At 43.8% G+C, this 23,176-nt stretch carries 24 protein-coding genes; 2 read left to right on the top strand and 22 right to left on the bottom strand.

What is annotated here, in order from left to right; genetic code table 11:
- Positions 1-2: 2 nt before the first annotated feature.
- The 4 genes from NST38_RS08205 to NST38_RS08190 all read right to left on the bottom strand — a co-directional run bounded on the left by NST38_RS08205 (position 3) and on the right by NST38_RS08190 (position 3,931).
- The gene (locus NST38_RS08205) at positions 3-680 is read right to left on the bottom strand and encodes an ABC transporter ATP-binding protein (protein ID WP_076252664.1); all 678 of its coding nucleotides are present in this window, start codon (positions 678-680) and stop codon (positions 3-5) included.
- Complete coding sequence (locus NST38_RS08200; RefSeq protein ID WP_076252666.1) at positions 677-1,813, bottom strand: ABC transporter permease; 1,137 nt, start codon at positions 1,811-1,813, stop codon at positions 677-679. Before NST38_RS08200 ends, NST38_RS08205 begins: the two co-directional genes overlap by 4 nt.
- Before the next feature lie 67 nt (positions 1,814-1,880).
- The gene (locus tag NST38_RS08195; RefSeq protein WP_076252669.1) at positions 1,881-3,257 is read right to left on the bottom strand and encodes a sensor histidine kinase; all 1,377 of its coding nucleotides are present in this window, start codon (positions 3,255-3,257) and stop codon (positions 1,881-1,883) included.
- Positions 3,254-3,931 carry a response regulator transcription factor gene (locus tag NST38_RS08190; protein WP_076252748.1) on the bottom strand — a complete coding sequence of 226 codons (678 nt, stop codon included), beginning with the start codon at positions 3,929-3,931 and terminating at the stop codon, positions 3,254-3,256. The genes NST38_RS08195 and NST38_RS08190 overlap by 4 nt, the downstream gene beginning before the upstream one ends.
- Positions 3,932-4,220: 289 nt before the next feature.
- Between NST38_RS08190 and NST38_RS08185 the strand changes: the two genes are divergently transcribed.
- A complete protein-coding gene (locus NST38_RS08185) occupies positions 4,221-5,204 on the top strand; it encodes a cation diffusion facilitator family transporter (protein ID WP_076252671.1) in 984 nt (327 codons plus the stop codon).
- 147 nt (positions 5,205-5,351) lie between these two features.
- Here the strand turns inward: NST38_RS08185 and NST38_RS08180 are convergent, their stop codons facing one another.
- From NST38_RS08180 to NST38_RS08115, 14 genes are all read right to left on the bottom strand, one after another.
- Positions 5,352-5,648: an SHOCT domain-containing protein gene (locus NST38_RS08180; protein WP_076252673.1), complete on the bottom strand. Its 297-nt coding sequence runs from the start codon at positions 5,646-5,648 to the stop codon at positions 5,352-5,354.
- A 154-nt stretch (positions 5,649-5,802) separates the two neighbouring features.
- A complete protein-coding gene (locus tag NST38_RS08175) occupies positions 5,803-6,006 on the bottom strand; it encodes a hypothetical protein (protein WP_341343911.1) in 204 nt (67 codons plus the stop codon).
- A 61-nt stretch (positions 6,007-6,067) separates the two neighbouring features.
- A complete protein-coding gene (locus tag NST38_RS08170) occupies positions 6,068-7,108 on the bottom strand; it encodes a hypothetical protein (RefSeq protein WP_341343910.1) in 1,041 nt (346 codons plus the stop codon).
- A 186-nt stretch (positions 7,109-7,294) separates the two neighbouring features.
- Positions 7,295-10,021 carry an InlB B-repeat-containing protein gene (locus tag NST38_RS08165; RefSeq protein ID WP_076252677.1) on the bottom strand — a complete coding sequence of 909 codons (2,727 nt, stop codon included), beginning with the start codon at positions 10,019-10,021 and terminating at the stop codon, positions 7,295-7,297.
- A gap of 1 nt (position 10,022) precedes the next feature.
- Positions 10,023-12,524 (bottom strand): X2-like carbohydrate binding domain-containing protein, encoded by a 2,502-nt coding sequence (locus NST38_RS08160; RefSeq protein WP_257468239.1) that lies wholly within the window; start codon positions 12,522-12,524, stop codon positions 10,023-10,025.
- 40 nt (positions 12,525-12,564) lie between these two features.
- On the bottom strand, positions 12,565-12,963 hold the full coding sequence (locus NST38_RS08155) for a MerR family transcriptional regulator (protein ID WP_083684648.1): 399 nt from the start codon (positions 12,961-12,963) through the stop codon (positions 12,565-12,567).
- A gap of 258 nt (positions 12,964-13,221) precedes the next feature.
- Entirely contained in the window at positions 13,222-13,785 is a 564-nt protein-coding gene (locus NST38_RS08150) for a MepB family protein (protein WP_341343909.1), read from the bottom strand.
- 71 nt (positions 13,786-13,856) lie between these two features.
- Positions 13,857-14,720, bottom strand: coding sequence for a phosphotransferase (locus NST38_RS08145; RefSeq protein WP_340032243.1), 864 nt, complete (start codon positions 14,718-14,720; stop codon positions 13,857-13,859).
- Positions 14,721-14,848: 128 nt separating this feature from the next.
- On the bottom strand, positions 14,849-15,394 hold the full coding sequence (locus tag NST38_RS08140; protein WP_341344262.1) for an HAD-IIIA family hydrolase: 546 nt from the start codon (positions 15,392-15,394) through the stop codon (positions 14,849-14,851).
- 46 nt (positions 15,395-15,440) lie between these two features.
- Complete coding sequence (locus NST38_RS08135; RefSeq protein ID WP_341343908.1) at positions 15,441-15,695, bottom strand: hypothetical protein; 255 nt, start codon at positions 15,693-15,695, stop codon at positions 15,441-15,443.
- Positions 15,696-15,986: 291 nt separating this feature from the next.
- Positions 15,987-16,850, bottom strand: coding sequence for a DUF4085 family protein (locus NST38_RS08130; protein ID WP_341343907.1), 864 nt, complete (start codon positions 16,848-16,850; stop codon positions 15,987-15,989).
- A gap of 142 nt (positions 16,851-16,992) precedes the next feature.
- Entirely contained in the window at positions 16,993-17,382 is a 390-nt protein-coding gene (locus NST38_RS08125; RefSeq protein WP_341343906.1) for a hypothetical protein, read from the bottom strand.
- A 60-nt stretch (positions 17,383-17,442) separates the two neighbouring features.
- A complete protein-coding gene (locus tag NST38_RS08120; protein WP_341343905.1) occupies positions 17,443-17,937 on the bottom strand; it encodes an NUDIX hydrolase in 495 nt (164 codons plus the stop codon).
- On the bottom strand, positions 17,934-18,332 hold the full coding sequence (locus tag NST38_RS08115) for a winged helix-turn-helix transcriptional regulator (RefSeq protein WP_036610505.1): 399 nt from the start codon (positions 18,330-18,332) through the stop codon (positions 17,934-17,936). The genes NST38_RS08120 and NST38_RS08115 overlap by 4 nt, the downstream gene beginning before the upstream one ends.
- A 244-nt stretch (positions 18,333-18,576) precedes the next feature.
- On the opposite strand from NST38_RS08115, the gene NST38_RS08110 reads away from it, so the two are divergent.
- On the top strand, positions 18,577-19,164 hold the full coding sequence (locus NST38_RS08110) for an NAD(P)H oxidoreductase (protein WP_076252697.1): 588 nt from the start codon (positions 18,577-18,579) through the stop codon (positions 19,162-19,164).
- A gap of 129 nt (positions 19,165-19,293) precedes the next feature.
- On the opposite strand, the gene NST38_RS08105 is transcribed toward NST38_RS08110, so the two are convergent.
- From NST38_RS08105 to NST38_RS08090, 4 genes are all read right to left on the bottom strand, one after another.
- Positions 19,294-19,935 (bottom strand): FusB/FusC family EF-G-binding protein, encoded by a 642-nt coding sequence (locus tag NST38_RS08105; RefSeq protein ID WP_076252699.1) that lies wholly within the window; start codon positions 19,933-19,935, stop codon positions 19,294-19,296.
- Between the two features lie 297 nt (positions 19,936-20,232).
- Positions 20,233-21,849 (bottom strand): xylulokinase, encoded by a 1,617-nt coding sequence (locus NST38_RS08100; protein ID WP_076252750.1) that lies wholly within the window; start codon positions 21,847-21,849, stop codon positions 20,233-20,235.
- Positions 21,850-21,968: 119 nt separating this feature from the next.
- A complete protein-coding gene (locus NST38_RS08095; RefSeq protein ID WP_076252701.1) occupies positions 21,969-22,436 on the bottom strand; it encodes a GNAT family N-acetyltransferase in 468 nt (155 codons plus the stop codon).
- A 42-nt stretch (positions 22,437-22,478) separates the two neighbouring features.
- The gene (locus tag NST38_RS08090; RefSeq protein ID WP_076252703.1) at positions 22,479-23,135 is read right to left on the bottom strand and encodes a hypothetical protein; all 657 of its coding nucleotides are present in this window, start codon (positions 23,133-23,135) and stop codon (positions 22,479-22,481) included.
- Between the last annotated feature and the right edge of the window lie 41 nt (positions 23,136-23,176).

Here is a 23,176-nt window from a genome sequence, read left to right as displayed (position 1 = left end):
CCCTAATGCTGCACCAGTTTCCCATTTTCCAAAAAAAGAACCCGGCTACAGAGCGGCAAAATCCGCTCATCATGCGTAACCATCACTGCACTCTTGCCCTGCTCTTTCACGAGCCGTGCAATCATGCCTACAATATCCAGCCCACGTTCCGCATCCAGACTGGCTGTCGGTTCATCTGCGAGCAGGACAGCCGGATCGTTCATCAATGCCCTTGCAATGGCGACCCGCTGACGTTCTCCGCCAGACAGCTTCTCTGCATATGCCTTCCGCCGATGGGTCAACCCCACCGTGTCTAATAGCTCATGAACGCGCTTCTCCGCCTTGTTTTTTTCCGTTCCGGCGAGCTTTGCAACGACCATGAGCTGTTCTTCTACTTTCAGATAAGGAATGAGGTTGGCACTTTGAAATATAAAACCGAGTTGCTGAAGCCGTACATCGGATATATCTTGTTTGCTTTTGCCCATAATAGAGTCTCCGTCCAGCAAAACCTGTCCTTCCGTCGGTTCAAGAAGTGCGCCTGCAATGGACAAGAATGTACTTTTGCCCGAGCCGGAAGGCCCCATCACAGCCACAAGTTCCCCTTCAGCAACCTCAAGGTCCAGTTTGTCCAGAATCGTGCGTTTGCTGCCGCCATCTTCAAAGGTCTGTGTAATTCCCTGTAATACCAATCGGTTTCTCATGCTGCTGTCCTCCCAATCGCATCAAGTGCATCAATTTTGCTAACCTTCCACACCGAGAATAACGAACCCGCCACAGACATGAGTATGAATAATACACAGGTCAGTGCGAGAGTGGACAAGCCTAATTGAAATGGCATTGATGCTGGCAAGATGGACTCGAACAGTCGAACCAACAGTACGCTAATGACCAGACTACCAACTGACAAGACCAGAACTTGTAACGAAACGCTACCCGCCAGATAACCATTCCGCGTTCCGATGGCTTTTAATATGCCGAACTGACTCGTCTTCTGAATTGTGATGACATAGAAGAATACCGCAAGCACAAACGCCGAGATGATATATAGAAATGCAATCATCATGAGCAACGATCCCTGCTCTTCCTTATATCCAGGAATGGCCGATACAGCATCCGACTTCGTAATTATTTCTGTATTTGGTATTGCAGCACTCAGGCCGTCTACCTGCTCGCCTGCACCCTTAATCGCAATAGCATTGTATATCGGAATCGGAGCATTCGCATTGGTGTCTGCTGAAGCTTGAGAAGTCCGTGAACTTCCCTGGAGTGCGAGCCATTCCTGTTCATTCAGGAATACGACCGGGGAGTGACTGAAGGACTCATTTTGTACAAATCCACCAACGGTCCACTCCGTTCCCGAAGCTTGATCGACCAGAACGGTACCAATCGTGACACCAGATTCAGACAACTTTTGGTCCACCACAACCTGCCCTTTTGTCTGATCTGTAATCGGAGACCCTTCAGTCACCGTTGGAGCAAGCCAGCCCTCCGGATTAACCATGAACAGCGTGACATCGATCTTTTTTGTGTCGCCGGTTGGACTGACGGTTGTCATTTTCACACCGAGTGGCTCAGCGTTCTCTTGCCCCACTGCGGAGCGAGCTTGATTAAGTTGATCCTGATCCACTTGTGACCGGGTAAATCGATGATTCGAATCCTGCTCCAGCACAAAGTGGGTTGCTGCCATATTTTTGACCGAAGCTGCGTTATCATACGCCAGCCCCTGTGCAAGACCTGTAACAAACAGTACCAGAAATGAAACCAGTACCATGATTGTAGCAATTAAGGCATAGCGCCCTTTGGCATACCTCATTTCCCGAATAGCCAAGTACATGTTCTGTGACCTCCCTCTTGATAACCCAAGTATAGGAGGCGAAAATGAACGGCAAATGAATAACAGATTACATCTGCGGAAGTGTCACCGTGAAGACTGTACCCTCAGGCGAACTGGAAACCTCGATTGTACCGTCATGAATTCGGATAATTTTCTGCACAATGGCAAGTCCAAGCCCGGTTCGTCCAGAAGAACGTTCCCGCGCACGATCCACCCGATAGAATCGATCGAACAGGAAAGGCAGATGCTCCGCAGCAATCCCGTCTCCTGTATCCCGAATCTGAATCACACACTGGTTATCCGACTGCTCGGCATGAATCTCAATGCTTCTTCCCTGTGGAAGATGATTCACTGCATTGCCCAGCAGATTCATCCACACCTGCATGAGCAGCACTTCATTGCCGACCAGCTGGATGGATTCGGGCACCGATATCCGAAGCAGCAGTTCTTTTTCTTCGAGTTGCCATTGCAACACCTGAACCGCTTGCCGGAATTGATCTCGCAAAGAGAACTTTACTTTAGACAGATCTTCGTTGCCTTGTTCAAGGGAGGACAGTAAAAGCAGTTGTTTACTGAGCAAGGAGAGATGACGACTCTCTTCCTCAATGATCGATGCATAGTGCTCCCGCTCCTGTTCAGGTAGATCCCGATCCGCAACTAATTGGGCAAAACCCTGAATCGAGGTCAGAGGTGATTGAATCTCATGGGATACGTTGGATACAAACTGCTGCCGCGCCTGATCTACCCTCTCCAATTCACGACTCATGGTCATGAAATGCTGGGCCAATTGTCCAATCTCGTCACGCCGTGCAGTAGGTAGTATTAGATTATATTTTCCTTGTGCAATGCGCTTGGTCGCCTCGGACAGACGTTCAATCGGATTGACCAGATAGCGGGTACTGATCAGAAAGATCAGGATACTAATACCTATCGTCAATGCTCCAATCAGCGCAAAAAAGATCCGCAGCTCACCGAATTGCAGAATTACATCCGGACGCATAAAGAGTGCGTAATTTGCATTGTCCAGCTGTAGATGAACACCCACGGTATTGCTTAATTGATTATCGAAGAATCCGGTAATAAACGGTTTGCTTGGAAACTGGGCGACGCCATGGTATACCTCACCATTCAACACCAGTTCTACAGCTTGCTTGTCCAAATCTTTCTCTCGAAATTCGCGGCCGTAGAATTGGTCGTTGCCTTTTCCATCCGTCACATAGATTTCGTACCCAAGTGCGGCGGCATTGTTCAAATACTGCTCCATCGTGCCGGGTTGCTGCTCCACAAATTGCTTCATATGCGACGCGATGCCCACCAGCTTCTCATCATTAAAATCCTTGAGCTTTGTATGATAGTAGATGTTGGACAAAAGAAAACCGAGCATGCCGCTGACCATAATCACCGCAATTGTAATGAGGAATACCCGGACGTACAAGGTCCTCAAGGTGCTTTCACCTCCATCTTGTAACCAATACCCCGCACAGTCTGGATGATGAAATCGTCCGTATAATCGGCAAAACGATCACGCAATCGCTTGATATGTACATCAACGGTACGGTCATCTCCTTCGTAGTCTGCTCCCCATACGAGCCGAATGAGCTCATCCCGCGAGAACAAACGGCCCGGAAACTGGGCCAGCTGTGAGAGTAATTCAAATTCTTTCATCGGCAAAAAAAGAATGGATTGCCCGTCGGTAACCTCCACATTGTTACGGTCAATGACAATCCGGTTCATACGGATGATATCGCTGGATGTGCGATGGTACCGACGAAACAACGCCTTTACCCGATAGACCAGTTCTTCCGGTTCAAATGGCTTGGTCACATATTCATCTGTTCCTTTCAAATAACCGTCTCTCTTATCGGATAGCTGATCTCGTGCTGTCAGCAACATAATTGGAATGTCGTAATGCTGTCGAATGTAATCACATAACTCCAGTCCATCCATGCCTGGCATCATCACATCTAAGATCGCCAGATCGATCGGTGTTTCTTGCATCAGTTTGACCGCTTCCAGTCCGTCCTGCGCTTCATGTACCCGATACCCTTCCTTGGTCATGACATGCCGCAGGAGTGCTCGAATATTGGCATCATCGTCTGCCAGCAGCAGATGTTTCATATCGTTGTCCGCCCTTCTATGTAACGAGTACATCTCACTTTGATCCTGCACAGATGGTAGCATAAAAGCAATCTTATTCGCCAGCACATGCATGGAGACACCTTGGACATGTTTATATTTTCTTAAATCTGGTTGACACTACTAAGAGGCAGAACTATAATAAATCCATAACATATGAACAAACGCTCATATATTCATTTGTAGATGATCACACATTGCCAAGAATCATCTATATTCCACTAGAAACCATATTACATAACGGAGCAAGGCTCCAAAGGAGAGGATTTATATGTCCGGACATCATCACGATCAGAACCATGGGCACGATCATGGACACAATCACGCTCACACCACCAATAACAAGAAAGTCCTGTTGTTTTCCTTCATTATTATTACCATCTATATGATCGTTGAAGCCATTGGTGGATTCATCACTAACAGTCTCGCGCTTATCTCGGATGCAGGTCATATGTTGTCCGATTCCATTGCGCTCGGGATCGCTTTGCTGGCGTTCACCTTTGGTGAAAAAGCAGTAAATACCGGCAAAACCTACGGCTACAGAAGATTTGAAATTTTGGCCGCTACGTTAAACGGAATTACGTTAATCGCCATTGCACTCTACATTTTCTACGAAGCGATTGGGCGTTTTATCAACCCGCCAGAAGTCGCAACCGTAGGCATGTTAATCATCAGCGTCATTGGATTGCTCATCAATATTCTGGTGGCCTGGATCATGATGCGTGGTAGCGATACGGAGAATAACCTGAATATGCGCGGGGCTTATCTCCATGTCATCAGCGACATGTTGGGATCGGTTGGGGCCATTGCGGCAGCCCTGCTCATGATGTTCTTTGGCTGGGGTTGGGCCGATCCACTGGCGAGTGTAATTGTCGCGGCGTTGGTATTGCGTAGTGGGTTCTATGTCACCAAATCATCCCTGCATATCTTGATGGAAGGCACTCCAGCCAATGTGGATGTGAATGAACTGGTGCAGACCATCAAACAAGTCGATGGCGTCAAAGGTGTTCATGATGTGCATGTCTGGTCCATTACCAGTAACCTGAATGCGCTGACCGCACATATCGTGGTGGATGGAACGATGGATGTCTATGCATCCGAGATCCTGGTTCAGAAGATCGAACACATGCTGGAACATAAAGAAATCAAACATGTGACGCTCCAAGTAGAGTCCGAAAAACATCTGCATGACACCTCGGTATTATGTACCGTCAAAGGCGACGCACCAGATGCCCATGCGCATCATCACCATTGAGATGGGTAACAAATATTAGTTGCTTCTAAATGAAAACAGGGCAGATTCCCCGATGAAAGGAACGCCCTGTTTTTATTTTCCTAAGTTCAGCTTTTTGGTATGAGTAGAAAATAGAATAGCCTTTACCTAACCGCAGCGGGCTCTGGACTACTTATATCTGGAGAGTAACTTCTCTTTTTTTTGATCGAATTCATATTCTGAAACGATATTTTTCTCTTTTAATTCCCCCAACTGTAACAGTTGTTCATGAACATTCACAGGGGTCTTTTTTCTCTTGCTTGATATGATCAAGGCTAGAATTGAGAAAAGCAGACCATACAGGACACCCAAAATCCCCAAACCTGCCGCTACCTCCGCACTTTCTTGCGAACCATCTATAAAAACTACGATTAATAAAAAATTGAGTAAGAACCCAATAAGGCTAACGATTGATAATGCTTTCAATGAATATTCCTCCTAAATGTTATGTATGTTCTATTCAAACTTCAGGAAAGATCGGTCAGAAGACTAAACATTAACCTCGTCCCAGTTTATAATGACGTATCCAAGCTGAAACAACAGGATGACAACATAACTGATGTTGATTCCCAAACTGGTCTTAACTTTCTTGATCTGATCCAAGTAGTCTTCTTTGTTCATTTTTCCGCGTTCCAGCTTGGACTTCATCCAAGCCTTTCTCAATTCCTTGCTTAAAGCTTACATTCACGCTTAAGGTCAGAATGACTAAACCAAAACCTATAAAACTTAAATACGGTGTAAATTTGTCGCTTCGCATATGATCTTCCTTTCCGGCAATCTTCATTGGTCTTGTGACTGTTTCATTCAAGATTACAGAGTCACTGTAGCCCAAATACTCAACTTCATTAATCTCCGCCACCACCACAAGATGAACAGCTGGATGAGCTGCAAGAAGAGTCGGAAGATGACCCCGAGGATGATCCAGATCCTCCCGAGGAACTACTACTGTCAGTACATTGATCAGCATAACAGCTGGAACTGCTCGTGCAGCCACTGCTTGACGAGGAACCATAGGCTGCCTTTTCCTGTGGAAGAATTTCCTGTTCTAGCCGCCCCATGTGTAGCCCATATGTCGCCTCGCTATGCATGGAGTAATACACCATGGCGCTAGCCATGACGAGAGCTACATCGCTACTTCCGGAAAATGCTGGAGATAGCTCTTCTTCACTTAGCGTTGCGGATCTACGTAGTTGATCAATCAAGTAGGCAATCACCTGAGCAGCTTCAGGATCTTCCTGCTTGCGTCTGGCATGAAACAGTTCATTCACCAGTTCAGATTGATCTCCCTGTGCGATCAGCTTCTGTACATCACTGGTTAATGGGTAAGTGAAAAAATCACCCCAGATTGCAGCACTGTAGGGAGTGAACTCAAATAATTGACAGTACACCCAATCAAACCATGCACGTGCTCCTGGCGTTTCGCGGCGGGTGATTGCCGGCTCATGGTGCACCGTGGAACCCATGAATTCTGCACAAAAATCAGCGTAAGATTTCGTGAACATCAGCATCTCATGCCACAAATCATCAACTTCATCACTGAACATGGGCACCTGCTTAAGTAATGAAGCCATAATGAAATATCGCTTAAGCTCTATCAATTTCCACCGATACTCCAGCGTTTTCATGTGAGGATATTCCTTTTGAATTCGGATCTTGAGTTTGTTGGCAAAATGCTTATTGTAACTCTTCTCCAATTGAAGAATGGTTTGCTGATAGGAGACTTCTTCTCGAAGTCCAAGATTCAATGGTGCTTTTTTTCGTCTGTACGTAACTTTCATCTGTTTTCTGCGTCTTCCTGCTGCTGGACGGAAAATCTTGAGCTTACGTCGAACCAAATAGGCTGTTACAACTAATAAAACTGCTGCAAGGTAGTAGTAGGTCGGCATAATAAAAACCGCTCCTCTCCGTGATCTTCTCTATGTAGGGTTAAACTATCATTAGTATATATAACAATACCGATATTTTAAAGAGCCCTAGCATGTATGTTCCCTGCTCATCATCAATTAACAACAAAAAAACCAGGCTCTATTAAAAACATAGAGCCTAGTTTTGTACATCAGTAAATTATCCCATCAGTCATTCGGGTTATCAATTAGATTGGTCTCTATCAAAAACCTTTGCACTATTGCTGCAGTTTCACCTCGGGTAAGGTTCTTTGTAGGCATCAAGCCTTCATTCGATCCTTCTACAAGTCTGTTCTTCACAGCTGCAGCCATGGCCTGCTTTGCCCATAATGCAACCATTGTTTGGTCTGCGAATGGAGAAAGCAGAGAGTCTGGAGAGGCTCCGTCAGCTGCTATACCCGCCAGTCTCATCGCCCGGTTTATGATCACCAATGCTTCCTGCCGAGTAATAGCTTGGTTAGGAGCAAAGGTCCGGTTCTCATAGCCTTCAATCAAGCCATACTCCACAGCCTTAGCGATAGAGCCTGCGTACCAATCACTGGACAAGACATCATTGAATGCACTCTCGGTGCCAGTGTCAGACAAGCCCAACGCACGAACCATAATGGCTGTAAGTTCTGCTCTAGTGATGACAGCATTCGGTTCATAATGATTCTCATCTTTACCTTTGATAATCAATCGGGAAGCCATATCATTAACGGCCTGCTTTGACCAGTGACTTTCCACATCCGCAAAGGTCTTTGGATTCCAGATCAGGAAGTAATCGCTGTTGGTGAGACTGTTCACGGTCGCATAATTCTTCCCTTCACGAGTCGTGAGATAGGTTGGTACGTGGCGTACACGGCCATCTGAATTCAGCACGGCTGCCGTCGTCACCTTGCTCACATCGATACCAGCGGGAAGCGGAATTTCACGTTCCACGTAGCTGCTAAACTGCTCAACAGCTACTATTTTACCATTGTAAGAAGCTGTTACATTAAAAGTGACCGGCGGGGCAGCAACCTCAAAGCCTCCTTGCGCAGAAGCAGTCTTGGCGAGAACAGCTGTATCCTCATCGCTCTTAGCAATCTCCACCTGAACGACAATGTCAGAAAGTTTAACTTGTTCGCCCAGTTTAGAGGAAATATCATCGATGTTAATTTGCCCAGCAGGCAGCTTATAGGTACCGTTTGTCGTTTGTACCTCCAAGATCGATTGTTTAATTTCCATACTTTTCACTGCTTCACCGGTCAAAACCACTAATACTTTGTCTGTTTTGGCGGTCACAGGAATGACCACGGTGGATTTGTCAGCAGCCTTCTTAAGTTGATCAGCTAGTTTGAATGAATCAATTGTAGCCTTCAGCACCGATTTTCCGTTCTCTATAGCCGTCGATCCTGTAGCAATTTGGTCTTTCACAATACCGTCAACAATGACTTGAAAACCGACTGGTTTATCGTCGGACGACGTACTTGGAACGGATGGCATGCCAGAGTTATTTGAGTTATTTGAGTTATTTGAGTTGTTCGAATTGTTCGAACCATTGCTTGTCCACTTCGCATACAATGTCATATCCGAGGTGACTATATCCGTTGCATAGTTCCAAGCATTTGTACCCGCTGCTTCTTGGTACCAACCTGCAAATGTGTAACCGGCTCTCGTCGGTGCTGTCGGAGCACTGATTGTCGTGCCACTATTCACATTGGAGATACTGGAAACCTCGCTACCTCCCTGCGAGTTAAATGTAACCATATGTTGCACTGGTCCCTCGATTACGGTTACCTTGCCAGGGGTAAGCGTTTTGTTCATCTCTATCCCTGATTCATCCATGATGGAGAATAGAGCGGAATCTTCTGTCTGCACTGTCAGCGCCTTCTCGCCTAACACTGCCTCGCTCTTCACTTTGAAGCTAACAGTAAACATTCTCTCTCCGGCAAGGATCGGTGTATCTCCCCCATCATTATCTACCCATACTGTTTTGAGCCAGCCTGCATCGTTATCGTAATTGGAGTCGAAGTAATCTCCAACGTTTCCCGTAACTCCCGTTACTTCCAAATCTTCTGTGTCAAAATCAAGCTGTACGCTATAGGCTGCTATTCCATAAGTTAAGTCGGTCACTGTGACTGGTACGTCCACCGTGGAGCCAGGCATTCCGCTCACCGAGCCAACCTGAATCTGCACCGCGTGCCGCGTCCATTTCGCATACAACATCATATCAGACGTTACCGCGTCTTCTTCAAAGTTCCATGCATCCGCAACGGACGCATCCTTGTACCAGCCTGCAAACGAGTAGCCCGCCTTCGTCGGCGCTGGAGGAGCACTGATCGTCTTGCCGCTGTCCACGTTGGTCACACTCTCTACAACACTGCCTCCCTGTGAGTCGAATGTCACAGTATGCTTAATCGTACTTTTTGTCTTTACCGTTACCTTCCCAGACTCAACTGAGGTGGAAGCGAGTTCATCACCCTCGTAGAGGTCATGTTTTATCACATTAAAATCCCAGTCTCCAGGCTCTGCAGAGTCCGTGATTTTGAAATGAAGAGTGAATGCCTTTGTATCTGCTTCTGTAATGAATACTGGATTAGCCTTGATATTGATCGTCCCATTACTAGAAAAATCCGATTCAAAACCCCCTTCATCAGAAATGACCCCCAACTCATCTGTCACTTCATTTCCAGGTACCAACGCCAACGTAGATTCATCAAATCCAATCGAAATGTCATAGTGATTGATCAGATCCTCCGGTGTCAAATGTACCGAAATGTCAACGAAATCTCCAGGATATCCTTGTTCGCTGCTTACCTTAATCGAGTTTGAAGCTACATCTGAACTAGATTCGGCATAACCCATTGTTCCAAAAGTTAAAAATACAACGACCGCCATCATTATTGAAATCCATTTTTTCCAAGCCATCATATCAACCCTTTCCTATGGCGATGGCAAGAATCGCTTTGACATCCTCATCGTCCCATTTCCCATCACCATTCATATCAAGCGCGTGCAATTGCTCCGGCGTAAGTGTAATCTTGCCTTTCATGTATTTGGTTAACAAAAGTGCATCAGCAGCAGTCACTTTACCGTCGCCATCTGCATCTCCCATGACAAACACCGTGTATTGTGCAGTATACGTTACATTAGCTGTTACTGTGGATGTACCTACTTCATGACTACTAAGCTTAGTGATGCCACCATCGCTGCTCCATCCTGCAAAATGGTACCCCTTAGCAGGCGTGACTGTAGGCACGTTTACTGGATGTCCGCCAATCTCTACCTGCTCGCTCGTGCCGTCGATTGTCCCATGCTCTCCTTGTAAGTAGCTAACCGTCACGACCTTTGGTGTAGTGTTATTAATTGTAACTACCAGCTTCTGTGTAGCCCCTGTACTAAAGGTAAAGTTCAGGTCTATTGTTCCTTCTGCTTGTTTGACCAAATACTCCTTACGGATCGTCACAGTACCCGCAACCATCTTGTAATCGCTGTCCAATACGAGCTTCTCGGCTCCATTTTCAATTCCAGTGAATTCATTCCCATTTAAGACGACTTCTGTTTCAATATCCTTGTAATCTGCAGATGAACTGTTTTTGTCAAAAGAAGCGGTTGTAGGATCGATCGTGCTGTTCATAACCGATTTCCGCAAAATAAGTCCATCCAAACCTATCACTACATCCTCGCTTCCGCTTGAGATGCTGCCGCGCAGATCAACCTTTGTCCCGCTTATTTGCTTGGTCCAAGTGATACCATCCGGTGAAGTAAGCAGGACTCCAGAGTTACCAGTAGCCTTAAATCCATTCATGTCATAATGTATACCTTGAAGCACATTATTTACCGTACTCGTTACAGTACTCCAGTTTTCCCCGTTGGAAGAAGTGATGATTTTTCCACTTGGTCCAACGGCAATAAACAAACCGTTACCGTATGCGATATCATATATATACCTTGAAGAGTCACTCGGTTGTTCCTTCCATGTAACCCCATCAGGCGATGTCACAACTGTACTCCCGCCTACGGCAACATATAAACCATTTCCATAACTAATGTCAGTAAGCGGAACTGACACTCCACTTGTTCGGCTCGTCCAAGTTTCACCATCCGGTGAAGTCATTATTTTGCCAAAAGCCCCTACAGTCACATATTGATGATCACCATATACGCTATCCAAGAGTGTCCCTTCATCTAATAATTGCTCTGTCCAAGATACTCCGTTAGATGAGGTCATAATAAGCCCAGTATTGGAGAGTCCGGAAAGTTCTTTATACCCTACGGCTATGAATTTGCCGTTACCATAGCTAACACTACTGATATAATCTCGTTTATACGGAAAAACTGCCTTTTTTCGGTTTACCCAATTTTGTCCATCTTCAGATGTGTAAATTGCACCTATCAGACTCGTCGATCCTATCATTTCATAACCAGCTGCAACAAATATGCCATTGCCATAAGTCAGGCTTTCAAGACCTGCAGCTGTTCCCCTCAACTGATCTGTCCAAGTCATTCCATTATTAGAGGTTAAGATCACACCACTGTAACCAACAGCAAAAATGAGACCATCCCTAGCAAAAACACCATTAAGATCCTTTATAGTACCTGTGGTTTGAACTGTCCAGTTCGTTCCGTTAGCTGAGGTCACAATGGTGCCTCCTCCACCGACTGCTACATATAAGTTATTAAGGTTGTCATAAGTCACTGTGTTAAACGTGACCGTGGAATTGCTGATTGCGGTTGTCCAACTGTTACCATCACTGGATGTGGCAATCAAACCACCTTGACCAACAGCTACAAATTTGTTATTGCCATAAGTTACTCCATTAAACATATAGGTATTGTTGACTGTTGCTGTGCTCCAAGTAGTTCCATCGGCAGATTGGATCACAGATCCTCTTTGCCCGACACCAACAAACTTATTCTTGCCGTAAGTAACACCCATATGATATGTACTGGTTACTGGCTGCCCCGTCCAAGTTATCCCGTCTGTGGATGTCATAACAATTCCATTGGCCCCTACTGCTACGAACTTCCCGTTGGCAAATACAACGCTAGTTATAGCGTAAGAGGTGATATTCTGTCTCTGAATTTTCCATTGAGTTTCACCGTCTACTAGGGTTACTATCAAACCACTTGATCCAACTGCGACAAATCTGCCATTACCGTAGATGATACTTGCTAGATTGGAATTCACTGCTTGTGGATGGTCCGAGACTATCCAATTCTTACTATCAGTGGAAGTGATAATTACTTGATTTCGTCCCACAGCGACAAATTTATTGTTGCCATAGGCTACAGCACTAATCGAATTAGCCGTAGGGAATGGACTCACCTGTTCCCATTCGCCAGAAACAGCTTGCGCAGAATTTTGTGTCATGAATGCCACCATTATCAAAAATGCCAGCATAATCACTAGCCCTCGTTTGAAAGATGCCATCTTTTTGCCCCCTATGCTCCCCTTCAAATCATGTTCCTCCTCATTTACATTTAAAATTTGAAACTTCACGTGAATTATAACAAACGATTCTGAACCGATTCTGAACATGCGTTTTTTGTTTTCCCAGCCGAAAATGCCAAAAAACGCCATACAATTCATAATTATGGCGCTTATATTCGTGAAGGATCGCTTTCCGTTGTGGAATCGTTGAATCCCCGTCCAGTGCCAGACTAACCATCTGTTTCAGTGTAGATACTTTCATACCCGTTGCCCTGAAACAGGACATCAGTCTCATCCAATCCAGATGTTCTTCCTCGAACATCCGATTTCTATGTTGATCCCGTTGAATGTAAGGGAGCATTCCCTCCTTCTCGTAGTAACGAATTTTATGTGCAGGACAACCCAGCTGCTCCGAAGCTTCTTTTATCGAGAAAGCCATACTGCTGACTCCACCTTTATATTCATTTTTGGATGCATTTGGCCGGTTTTTTTACATCCTAAGGCTTAATGTTCACATTAAGGCAAGCACAAATTTCAAAAAAATCAACTGAACTGACGTTCACTATTCTAACAAATGGAGGACATAACACATGCTTCAGTACTGGGAAATAACGATTAGAGGAGATATGACGAAAAGATCGGTGACAAGCTGATATTCAGAGGAGAAGAGTTTGGAGATGCTGGGCTACTTTATCACTTACTTCAATCGTTTGGTGCCATAAAGTACCCGGGCTTGATCACAGTTCAATTGTTCGGTAAAAGGTACTTCCAAGAAGTATTCCAGCTGCCATTGCTGCGTTTTTAGAGCCTGTTTACTTGTTGGTTTGTCCCAAGGCGGATATACACGTATTGCGCGCTTGCCACCTTTGCCTTGATCCGATAGGATATCTCGCTGTAACAATACATGCTTCGGAAATACAAATTGCCCAAAGTGGCTGCCTGTGTGCGTACTAATGACATACACATCTGCTGGATCTGATCCATCATATGGCTGTGTCGTTCCATCCTCACTCCGCTGCCATAGGGTAACAAATTGTCCGATCTTGGTTGGCGTGGTTTTGGCGACGCGAAATCGAATGGAGAGAGCATTTATGGTGAACACATATGCACCATATTCAGCATTTTGTGTTTCTTCATGTAGTTGTGAGCATACAAAGCCACACTTGTCATAGATAAGTTCTTTACTGGCAAGTAAGTCGCCATGAAGCATCTCGGAGGTCGTCCAAGAATTCGGACGATTCAAAAACCTTTTGTTATCCAACTTGTGATATCTCTCCTGTCTTGTATAGTCTGAACTAAGGCACTTGCGATAGCTGTAAAAAGTTTGTTAGTTCAAAGTTCCTGACATAATCGCTTCCATTCATGCCAAGCCTTCAAATACTCAGGCAGATCATCAGGATGATGCTTGTTACTCAGCCCAATTCGGCAATATAGATGGACCAGAGCTTCCTCTATCAATCTGGATTTATCCATATCTACTTGCTCTAAAAGTTCGAACGTAGCAAATAATGTTTCGGTGTTGATATCATCCGGCGAAGAGCTAAAAGCATACAAGAAATCATAGAGGATAGGTCCAACCATTGGAGATGGGTCAATAACGCCGATGAGTTCATTTTGATCATATACAAAATTATGAACCCCCGTATCGCCATGTAAAAGAAACTTTTCTTCTTCCTCATGAAAAAGACGATCCACTTTGGATTGAACCAGATTATAATCATCTGTCGTTAAAACACTTCCGATATTCATCTTTGCTTCATGAATACTAATCTGATTGAATTCTTTCCATGTCCTCTGTGGGAACTCTATTCTGCCCCATGATTTCGTATCTGTAGAACGCACATATGTATTGAATAACTCTTTCACCAGACGAGTTAACCAGTCTCTCTTCAGGCCCCGGTTGAAATGGGTCGTACCTTCCATATACGTATAAATGAAATAAGTGTTATCCGGATCCGTCAACAAAACTTCAGGCAGTAACGAAGAATTCTTATACGTATCCAAAAACTTCTGGGCGATGTGAATCTGTTCGGGTTCATCTGATTTCAAAATATAGTGCTTATTCAGACTTGTACTCAACCGATAAATACGTCCAGCTGTGGTACCTGACAAACTTTGAATTTCAGATATTTCTTCGTTGATAGAATGCATCTTGAATAAGTCATTGATCTCATTAATCGTTGGATTAATTAACATATGGTTCTCCTCATAATAACTAGGATCTGAATTCATTTGGTGAACATAAGATGTGTTTGAATTCCAGTTGCACAGTGGGTTGAATTATCTTTCAAAATGGGCTCGTTCTTCTTGGTTGGAGCTAAAAATTATTCTCTGAATTCTCTTCCATGAATGATCCATTGTACGGCATCCCAAATATCCTCTGCGATATAATCAGGTTCGGTCTCCGTCCATTTGTCTCTGAATTTGGTTAGTGAAGATTCCCCCCACCCTGTTCTCACCATAATCTTGGTCGCTCCTACGGCATGGGCAGCAAGCATGTCTGTATCTCCTACATCTCCAATAACTATGCATTTGGATAAATCCAGACCGTGTTCCTCGGAGGCCTGTAATAACATTCCGGGTTTAGGCTTTCTGCAACTGCATTCTTGCTCATGCGGACATATATAGGAGTGATCGAATCCATACTCACGAAATTGCTCTTCAAAATCCTCAACACTTGCTTCTCCACGTGAGATTCGATATTGATTCGTAAAAGCCAGTACCATAATTCCTTCTCGCTTTAAATGCATAATTGCTTCTTGAGCATTGGGGTATAATCTGAAATCTCTCGGATGAATAAAATGACCTGTACCACCAATTGTTCCATCTCTGTCTATAAAAACAGCTTGTACGTTCCCCTGTGGTTTCATCAAGGTCCGTTCCCTTCTCAGAAAAATTTCAAGTCTTGTCGTTCATCTATACTTTCTCGTCAATAATATGCTTGCTACCATCTTGCTGCTTATGGTGTTGCAATTTTTTAATTTCAGTTTTCAGATAGTGTACTTCTTTGATTAATACATCCAGCTTTTTAGACGTTTTGGATGAATCTATCGCATAACGTACAATTGCAGCAAAGATAAGAACGACAATTAAACTTATAATTGAGATCACTACAGTCCAGATAAATTCAAAAATGGTGTCCAACTCCTTGCTGTCAAAATAATAAGTCATAAAACTCTTTCGAAAACCAAAACCATATGGTCCCTAGTATAACCATTATGGTGCCTAGTACTTTTAATATTATTTCGATATGTTTAGGGATATCACTGTTAGGAGGGTTATCTTCAAACTCGTAATTCGGTTTTATTTCTCGATATCTTATCAGGACAAATATTTTGTATAGAAAATCAGGAAAGAAGTAACATGCAATGCCCACGACAAATACGGGAGTAGATAAATAACCAAAGGTACTGGTGGTCCATTCCATCTCTATTCCCTCCATATTCATCCTCTTGGCCTCTCTCATTCTACCTCTACGAGAATGTCAGCACAGCGAACAATCAATTCAGGCATATTCGCACCATCAAATAAAACATGAAGCTCATATCCGTTATCCATCCGATACAGCTCTTGATACATCCAGTAACTGCCTACAATCCCACCGTCTTGCTTAAGGATTTCCGGCGCAACGAGCGTAAGTTTATTTATATTGGTGAAGCCCCCACGGGTGTCAAAACGAATGACCACTTCATCCCCTGTCAGCAGTTCCGTCACTGTACAATCATGATATTGAACCCGGCTATATATTTCATCGGAAATATCCTGTGCGATCATCACTTCTCTAAATTCTTTCGATATGCGTTCCATTTCTCTTCTATTCTCTGCACTCTGTTTATTCAGCTGGAGCATAACTTCTCTCGTGCAGTAACCCAACGTAAATACACGAATATCCGCAATTTGTTCAACGATGTCCTGTGGCAAATTCTCCGCCTTGTATTGAAAATTCCACTCTATCGATTCTTTGTACTCTTCCTTACATTTCTTCTCATCAAACGGAGGACGTACATCATATTCTGCAATGAGTTTCTCGATATGCGCTCGTTCTTCCGGAGGCATGTGAAATACGATCTGATCCTCTTCAGTCACTTCTTCCTCACCGAAAGCTTTGTCTACGCGAGTAAGTACTTGACCATCATGCTCCAGCATGAAACGTGGGTCCAAGTTATATTGCTCTCGCTCCTGCTTCACATGTGCTTTTTCCTTTCTTTTATACAGCCTTAAAAATAGATCCTCATCTGACTCGTAAGCTCCGTTATGTACTCTTAAACCAAAATGAAGATGTGTCTGCTGACAAAGCTCATACCATTCTTTTGTTAGATATTTCATATGCATCTCTCCTGCTGATTTACAGAATCTACTTTGCTATTGAAGCATAGACCTGATCTCGTTAGAAACTGCTCTATTGTTTGCATCGCTACTCCTCCAAAATCTTCAGCCCTAACGATTCCTTATATTCACAAACACTGTTCTACCCCAAGGTTTGAAAAAATTTATATTTGATCTCTTTGTCATTTCGCGCCGCCCATTCATACACTGATTCTACGCCTGCGGACTCCTGACCTCGTTGAAAATAAAAACATAGATCCATCGGCACTAACCGTTTACCATAGAGTTTGATGCCAATCCGTCTGTAATTCATATAAATACACTCAATCTGAGATGCATCATATCTCTGGTTTTTCGTAGAAATCACATGATCGCTTTCCAGCGTAATACTGGGTTTAGTGAAAAATAAACGCCAGAGCAGAAAAAAGATATAACCGAGAATAAAGGTCAATATAACGATCAGGAAGTACTTCATAATACCATTTTCATCATAAATAATATTTCTGAAAAACATAGCTTCAATGACCAACATACATAATAGGCTCAACCATGCTCTTGGATAAATCGTCTTGTATGTGATGAGTTCCACCTCCTAATTATTCTGACCATTAATCCGAAGCCACTCGGAAGGGGCTTTTCTGACAAAATGCTTTTCAACAAAATCCAAAATATCATCAATTCCGGGCAATGCCGCATTTTCTTTAGCTTCGTCAAACGTCATCCATTGGTACTCGATATGTTCATGATTTAACCGGACAACCTGGCCTTCATCCACATATCCTACGAATACGGGAGCGGTATAGATATACTCCCCCATGGGTGAATAATATTGTTCGAATTGATTGGCAGAATACAACCGGACTTCCGTAATACCTGTTTCCTCATGAACTTCTCTAAGTGCAGCTTCCCATGCCTTCTCGCCCTTTTCTATCCCGCCGCCAACATAACACCACTCGTTATGCAACATACGACCAGCCCGCTTTAGCATCAGTACACGGTATTGATCGAGGCTTTTCTTCAACAGAACTACAGCCACGCCTTCACAACGAATAGGGACTACCTGTTTCACGTGCTCCGCACCATTCAATTTCTCGCCCCCTTCTCTTCAGAATCGAAGTCCTCCAAAACTTTAAACTTATCTCCGTGGATTTTATCCAGATGCTCTTCTCCCCAATAACACAAATGGTCCAGGGCAGGCTTGAGTCCCCAGCCGTAGTCCGTCAACTCATATTCCACTTTGGGAGGTACCTCTGAATATACCTTGCGCTGTATGATCTCATCCTTTTCAAGTCCTCTGAGCTGTGTTGTCAGCATCTTTTGCGTAATGTCCGGTATTAACCGCCGAAGCTCCGACGTACGTTTCCGTCCGGTCATCAAATGATAAATAATCAAAGGCTTCCACTTCCCACCCATTACTTCCAAGGCCGCTTCCACGCCTACTTTATATTTTTTTGGAGCACTCGTTTCTCCATGTTCTGTCATTTTTGAACCCCTCCATAAATAGGCTATCAAGGTGAAGCATGATCTTTTTTTCTGCTATTTTTTCCATTATTCAAATCTATTTCAAGGCATTCATTTAGGGTACTTTGATGTTCCTATGGCACTTCATTCTTCCTATAGAACATCAAAGTGCGTACTTCCAGATGTTTTCATACCTGTTTATAATAGCATCAGCCACTGATTTATGGCTACAAGACTGGAATCCAGAAAGGTAGTGAAAGATAAGATGAACGTACTCGTTGTAGTATCCCACCCAAGAAAAGACTCCTTGACCTTTCAGGTAGCTCAACGTTTTGCACAGGGTCTTACCGATGCCGGTCACGGTTATGAGATATTGGATTTGCATGGGATTGGCTTCGACCCAATTCTCCGAGAGATGGATGAACCAGACTATACCCAAGAAAATCAGGTGTTCTCGCCTGAGGTTGAAACGGAGATGAAGCGGTTGAAGAAACACGATGCTGTGGCTTTTGTGTTTCCTCTCTGGTGGTGGCATCTGCCAGCCATGTTGAAAGGTTATGTGGATCGTGTCATGAACAACGGATTTGCCTACGGCGCGAACAAGCTCTCTCATCAGCAGATATTGTGGATCGCTCTTTCGGGTGTGACGGAAGAACAGATGCATAAGCGCAACTATGGTCAATCGATCGCCAACCTGCTCAATGTGGGGATTGCCGATTACTGCGGCGTGTCCCAATCGAGGGTTGAGTACTTATATGAAACGTTGGAATCCAAGCCTGAGCATTATGAGGCACTGCTGAACCATGCACATCACTTGGGACTGAACTATGCCAACGATATTCCGACTTCATGATCGTATGAGAAAAAAGGTATGACCCGAATATGAATTCTGAAGTTTTGTGGTACGTTCAATAGCGGATTACTATACTTGAACACGGCAAAAAGGTCGCTCCGAAGAGCGACCCTGCCTGTGTGTCTTGCATTATTTTACTGTCGAGAGAAGAAACTTCTCCAGCATAGTGATATCGGTAATACTATGGTTGCAAGCTGTGTTATCCATGCATACGTACTGGGCAATGGAAGAAAAGTTATCCGGCGAATGAGCCTTGGTCTTCACGTTGAAGAATCCGAGCTCCTGATGACGATGACAGAACATGCAGTACCCCTTTTTGTTCGTAGGTGTAATCCGTCCCTCAATACCGAGGAATCTGCCTTCGTACGGGTACACGATGAACAAACGGCTCGTCGCAATGTCAGTCCATCTCAGATAGGTTGTGTGTGCGTAATCGATGGATTCGAGATCGGGCACTTTGAGCTTCTTGGCCTTTGGAAAAAGCTTCTGAATCTGCTTCGCTGATACTTGCGGATATGGAATCAGATATGATTCGAGCTGGTTCAGATAGGTCTGCAATTCATGTGTCGTCTCATACGTGGATAACTGCTCCAGCAGTTGCTTCTGCTCCTGAGTGAGTTCATCGAAGATGCTCACCGCATTTGTGCCGACCGTATAACGGACAGTTTCCAATACTTTTGGATCCACAACCGAGCGTAGCGTTTTCAGCAGGAAATCAGTTTGTTTTTGAATATAATTAAATTGATGATTTTGAATAAATGGTGTTTGCATGGCTTTCAGCCCCTTATATTTATTAAGAAAATAAAGTAAGGTGCAAAGCCTGCGGGATGTAACATTATGTTGATGTTGATTCCAGGGCAAACAATCTCATTTTGTCGCGCCCTACACAAAGTCCGCCCCTATTCAGGCTTTGCATAAGGCTTTCTAGCGAACGAGCAATCCGGCATCATCCATATTGCCACGTCATAACCCCCAATACGATAGATATATCGAAATTATAGCAGGGCTGCATAGTGTAGGCAACGGGCTTCGTTCCAATTTCCTCTGTTCAAGAAATATAATTACATCTTAGGCTTTCTTCCCATTTTCCAAGAAATGATCTACCGCTGACTGCTCAATGGCCAGTCCTTCCGTGTAACGCTCCATGAACAAGGCAAATCCATTCACATCCGCGCTATTTGGAGAAACCTCTTGTCCTTCTGCATCAATAAACACCTTAGTGGTAAGGTAATCCGCCAAACTATCGTGCTGTTGCTTATTAACCATGTAGGAAGCCAAAATAGCCATTCCCCATGCGCCACCTTCACCAGCGGTAGACATGACCGACACGGGAATATTCAGTGCGGATGCGCATATTTTTTGAGCGACTCGTGGGGTTTTGAACAATCCCCCATGCGCCCAAATGTGCTCAATCGTTACGTGCTCCTTCTGTGTGAGAATATCCAGCCCGAGCCTTAGTGCAGCAAACGCAGCAAACAGATGGACTCTCATAAAGTTTGCCAGGTTGAAGCGGCTCTCTGGAGAACGTACGAACAATGGACGACCTTTTGCAATTCCTGTAATGTTCTCGCCTGAATAGTAGCCATAGCTCAGTAAGCCACCGCCATCAGCGTCAGCTTTCAGTGCTTCATTGAACAACACACTGAATAACTGGTTCATATCGGGCTTCTGTCCCATCGCCTCATAAAACTCACGGAACAAGTCGACCCAGGCATTAATATCGCTGGAGCAGTTATTCGCAAGAACCATAGCCACAGGATTGCCATCAGGTGTAGTCACGATGTCAATCTCAGGGTATACCCTAGATAGGTTTTTATCTAATACAATCATGGCAAAAATCGATGTACCTACGGAAATGTTGCCCGTACGTTTTTGGACACTATTCGTAGCAACCATGCCTGTTCCAGCATCGCCTTCCGGAGGGCAAAGTGGAATATTGGATTCCAAGTTACCTGATGGATCTAACAGTCGGGCACCAGCTTCACTAAGATATCCGGCATGTTCACCTGCAGTGTACACTTTAGGTAAAATATCTTTAAGATTCCACGTGTAGCCTTTGTCGGCAATTATATCGTCAAACTTCTTCAACATATCTTCATGGTATTCCAGTGTGGATTCATCAATTGGGAACATACCTGAGGCATCCCCTATACCAATAGCTTTACTGCCAGTTAACAGCCGATGTATGTAACCCGATAACGTCGTAATATAATTGATGTTCGTAACATGCTCTTCTCCGTTCAAAATCGCTTGATACAAATGTGCGATGCTCCAGCGCTCTGGAATTTTAGTCTGGAATTTCTCGGTTAGCTCTGATGCAGCCTTCCCCGTTGTGGCATTACGCCATGTACGAAACGGAACCAATAACTCCCCATTTTGATCAAGTGCAATATAACCCTGCATCATAGCAGAACATCCGATTGAGCCAATTTTTTGTATCGTTACGCCATATTTTTTTTCAATCTCTTGCTTTAATTGATGATAAGTTTGTTTCAACCCATGAATCATTTCATCGATATGGTAAGTCCAGTAACCGCCAATCAATTGATTTTCCCACTCATAACTGCTGGAACAGATGGTATTAAAATGGTGATCTATGAGTACAGCTTTGATTCGTGTGGATCCAAATTCAATGCCTAGCGAAGTTTCTCCCCTGACTATTGCTTGTTTCAAGTTTTGATCCATCATCGTATTCATCCTCTCTCAATTTGGAATTCGCCCAATTCGGAAATAGGTGATTTGAATAGCCAAATCAAGGTGTAAATTTCATGAAGAAAGAGCAGGATTGGAGCTGTAACGGACAATTACAAAGTTAATACCGCCTGTACTTCGCCACATGCCAATATTTCACCAGTTTGAATAAAACCAAGAGAGTCATAAATTTTCTTCGCAACGACATTTTCAGGTTTGTAGGTGAGTTCTACAACTTTGGCTTTTCCACGTGGGAAAGTCCTCGCATACTCAATTGCTTTTACTACCATTTCTTTACCATATCCCTTACCTTGATATCGCTGGTCAATCATCATCTTGAAGATGCCATAACTGCTATAATCAAAATTGCCATCCCCGTCATCATAGTACATCGAAATAAAACCTACCATATTGTCTTCCTTATAGACTGCAAAAGTAATAATAATCTGCCCCTCATCTGAGGCAACGTACGCTTCAGCAAGTGCATGTTGGTTCGAGGATATGAACCTTTGTTGGTCTGGAGTGACTTTAAGTTCAATACATTCGATAAAATTATCCCAAGTTATTCTTCTAAATTCCATTTTGAATTCCCTCCCGCACTTATCATCATTACTATTCTCTTCCTATTTTGTTGCACTAATATAGCTCAATTTAAAAATACGATCATACATATATGTGTAAGAATCGTAATACTCAAGCGCCTTTTTTCTCTCTTCGTGGAAAGACTTTAATCTTTCCTTGTCCCCGGTATGAACATAGGCTATTAACTCAGTACTCGCTTTTTTATATGATTCCACACTATAACCCGCATCAGAAAAATCAAATGAATTATAGTCTTGTACTGGAGTAAACACCTCTGGACGGATCCAGCCCTTAAATTCGGCTTCCTTTATTAACTGTTGTAATCTGGAGATGTCAACTTGCTCTTCTAATATCACTTTACTAAGAACATCAACCACTTCTTGCTCGATCTTGTTGAATTTGCTTGTAAATTCATGATTGGAAAGATGCATCTCTATTAAATTTTTAGTGTAATGAGAATAGCTATTCACTAGATTAAGATTGGAGTTCTTATACTCTACCGCAAATCTTGCATCACGAAGAACACTGGCCGGGATATAAGCATGATTGTCAATTATTTTGACTTCTGTCCCTGCCCTGGTCTTTAGTTCTTTTCCATTCAAAAATATACTTATCTTCTGTGGTGCGCTTGTCGCTGCAAAAGCAAGAGAAGCGCTTACTAACGACAAAGCAAGAGTAACGATTATCATTTTTTTCACTTCGTACACACCCTCTGATATGAATAATAAAGATAACTTTC

The organism is Paenibacillus sp. FSL H8-0104, assembly GCF_038050215.1.
GTDB classification, from domain to species: Bacteria; Bacillota; Bacilli; order Paenibacillales; family Paenibacillaceae; genus Paenibacillus; species Paenibacillus amylolyticus.
Note: the sequence above shows the minus strand (reverse complement) of the source record. Positions and strands in the feature narration are given on the sequence as shown.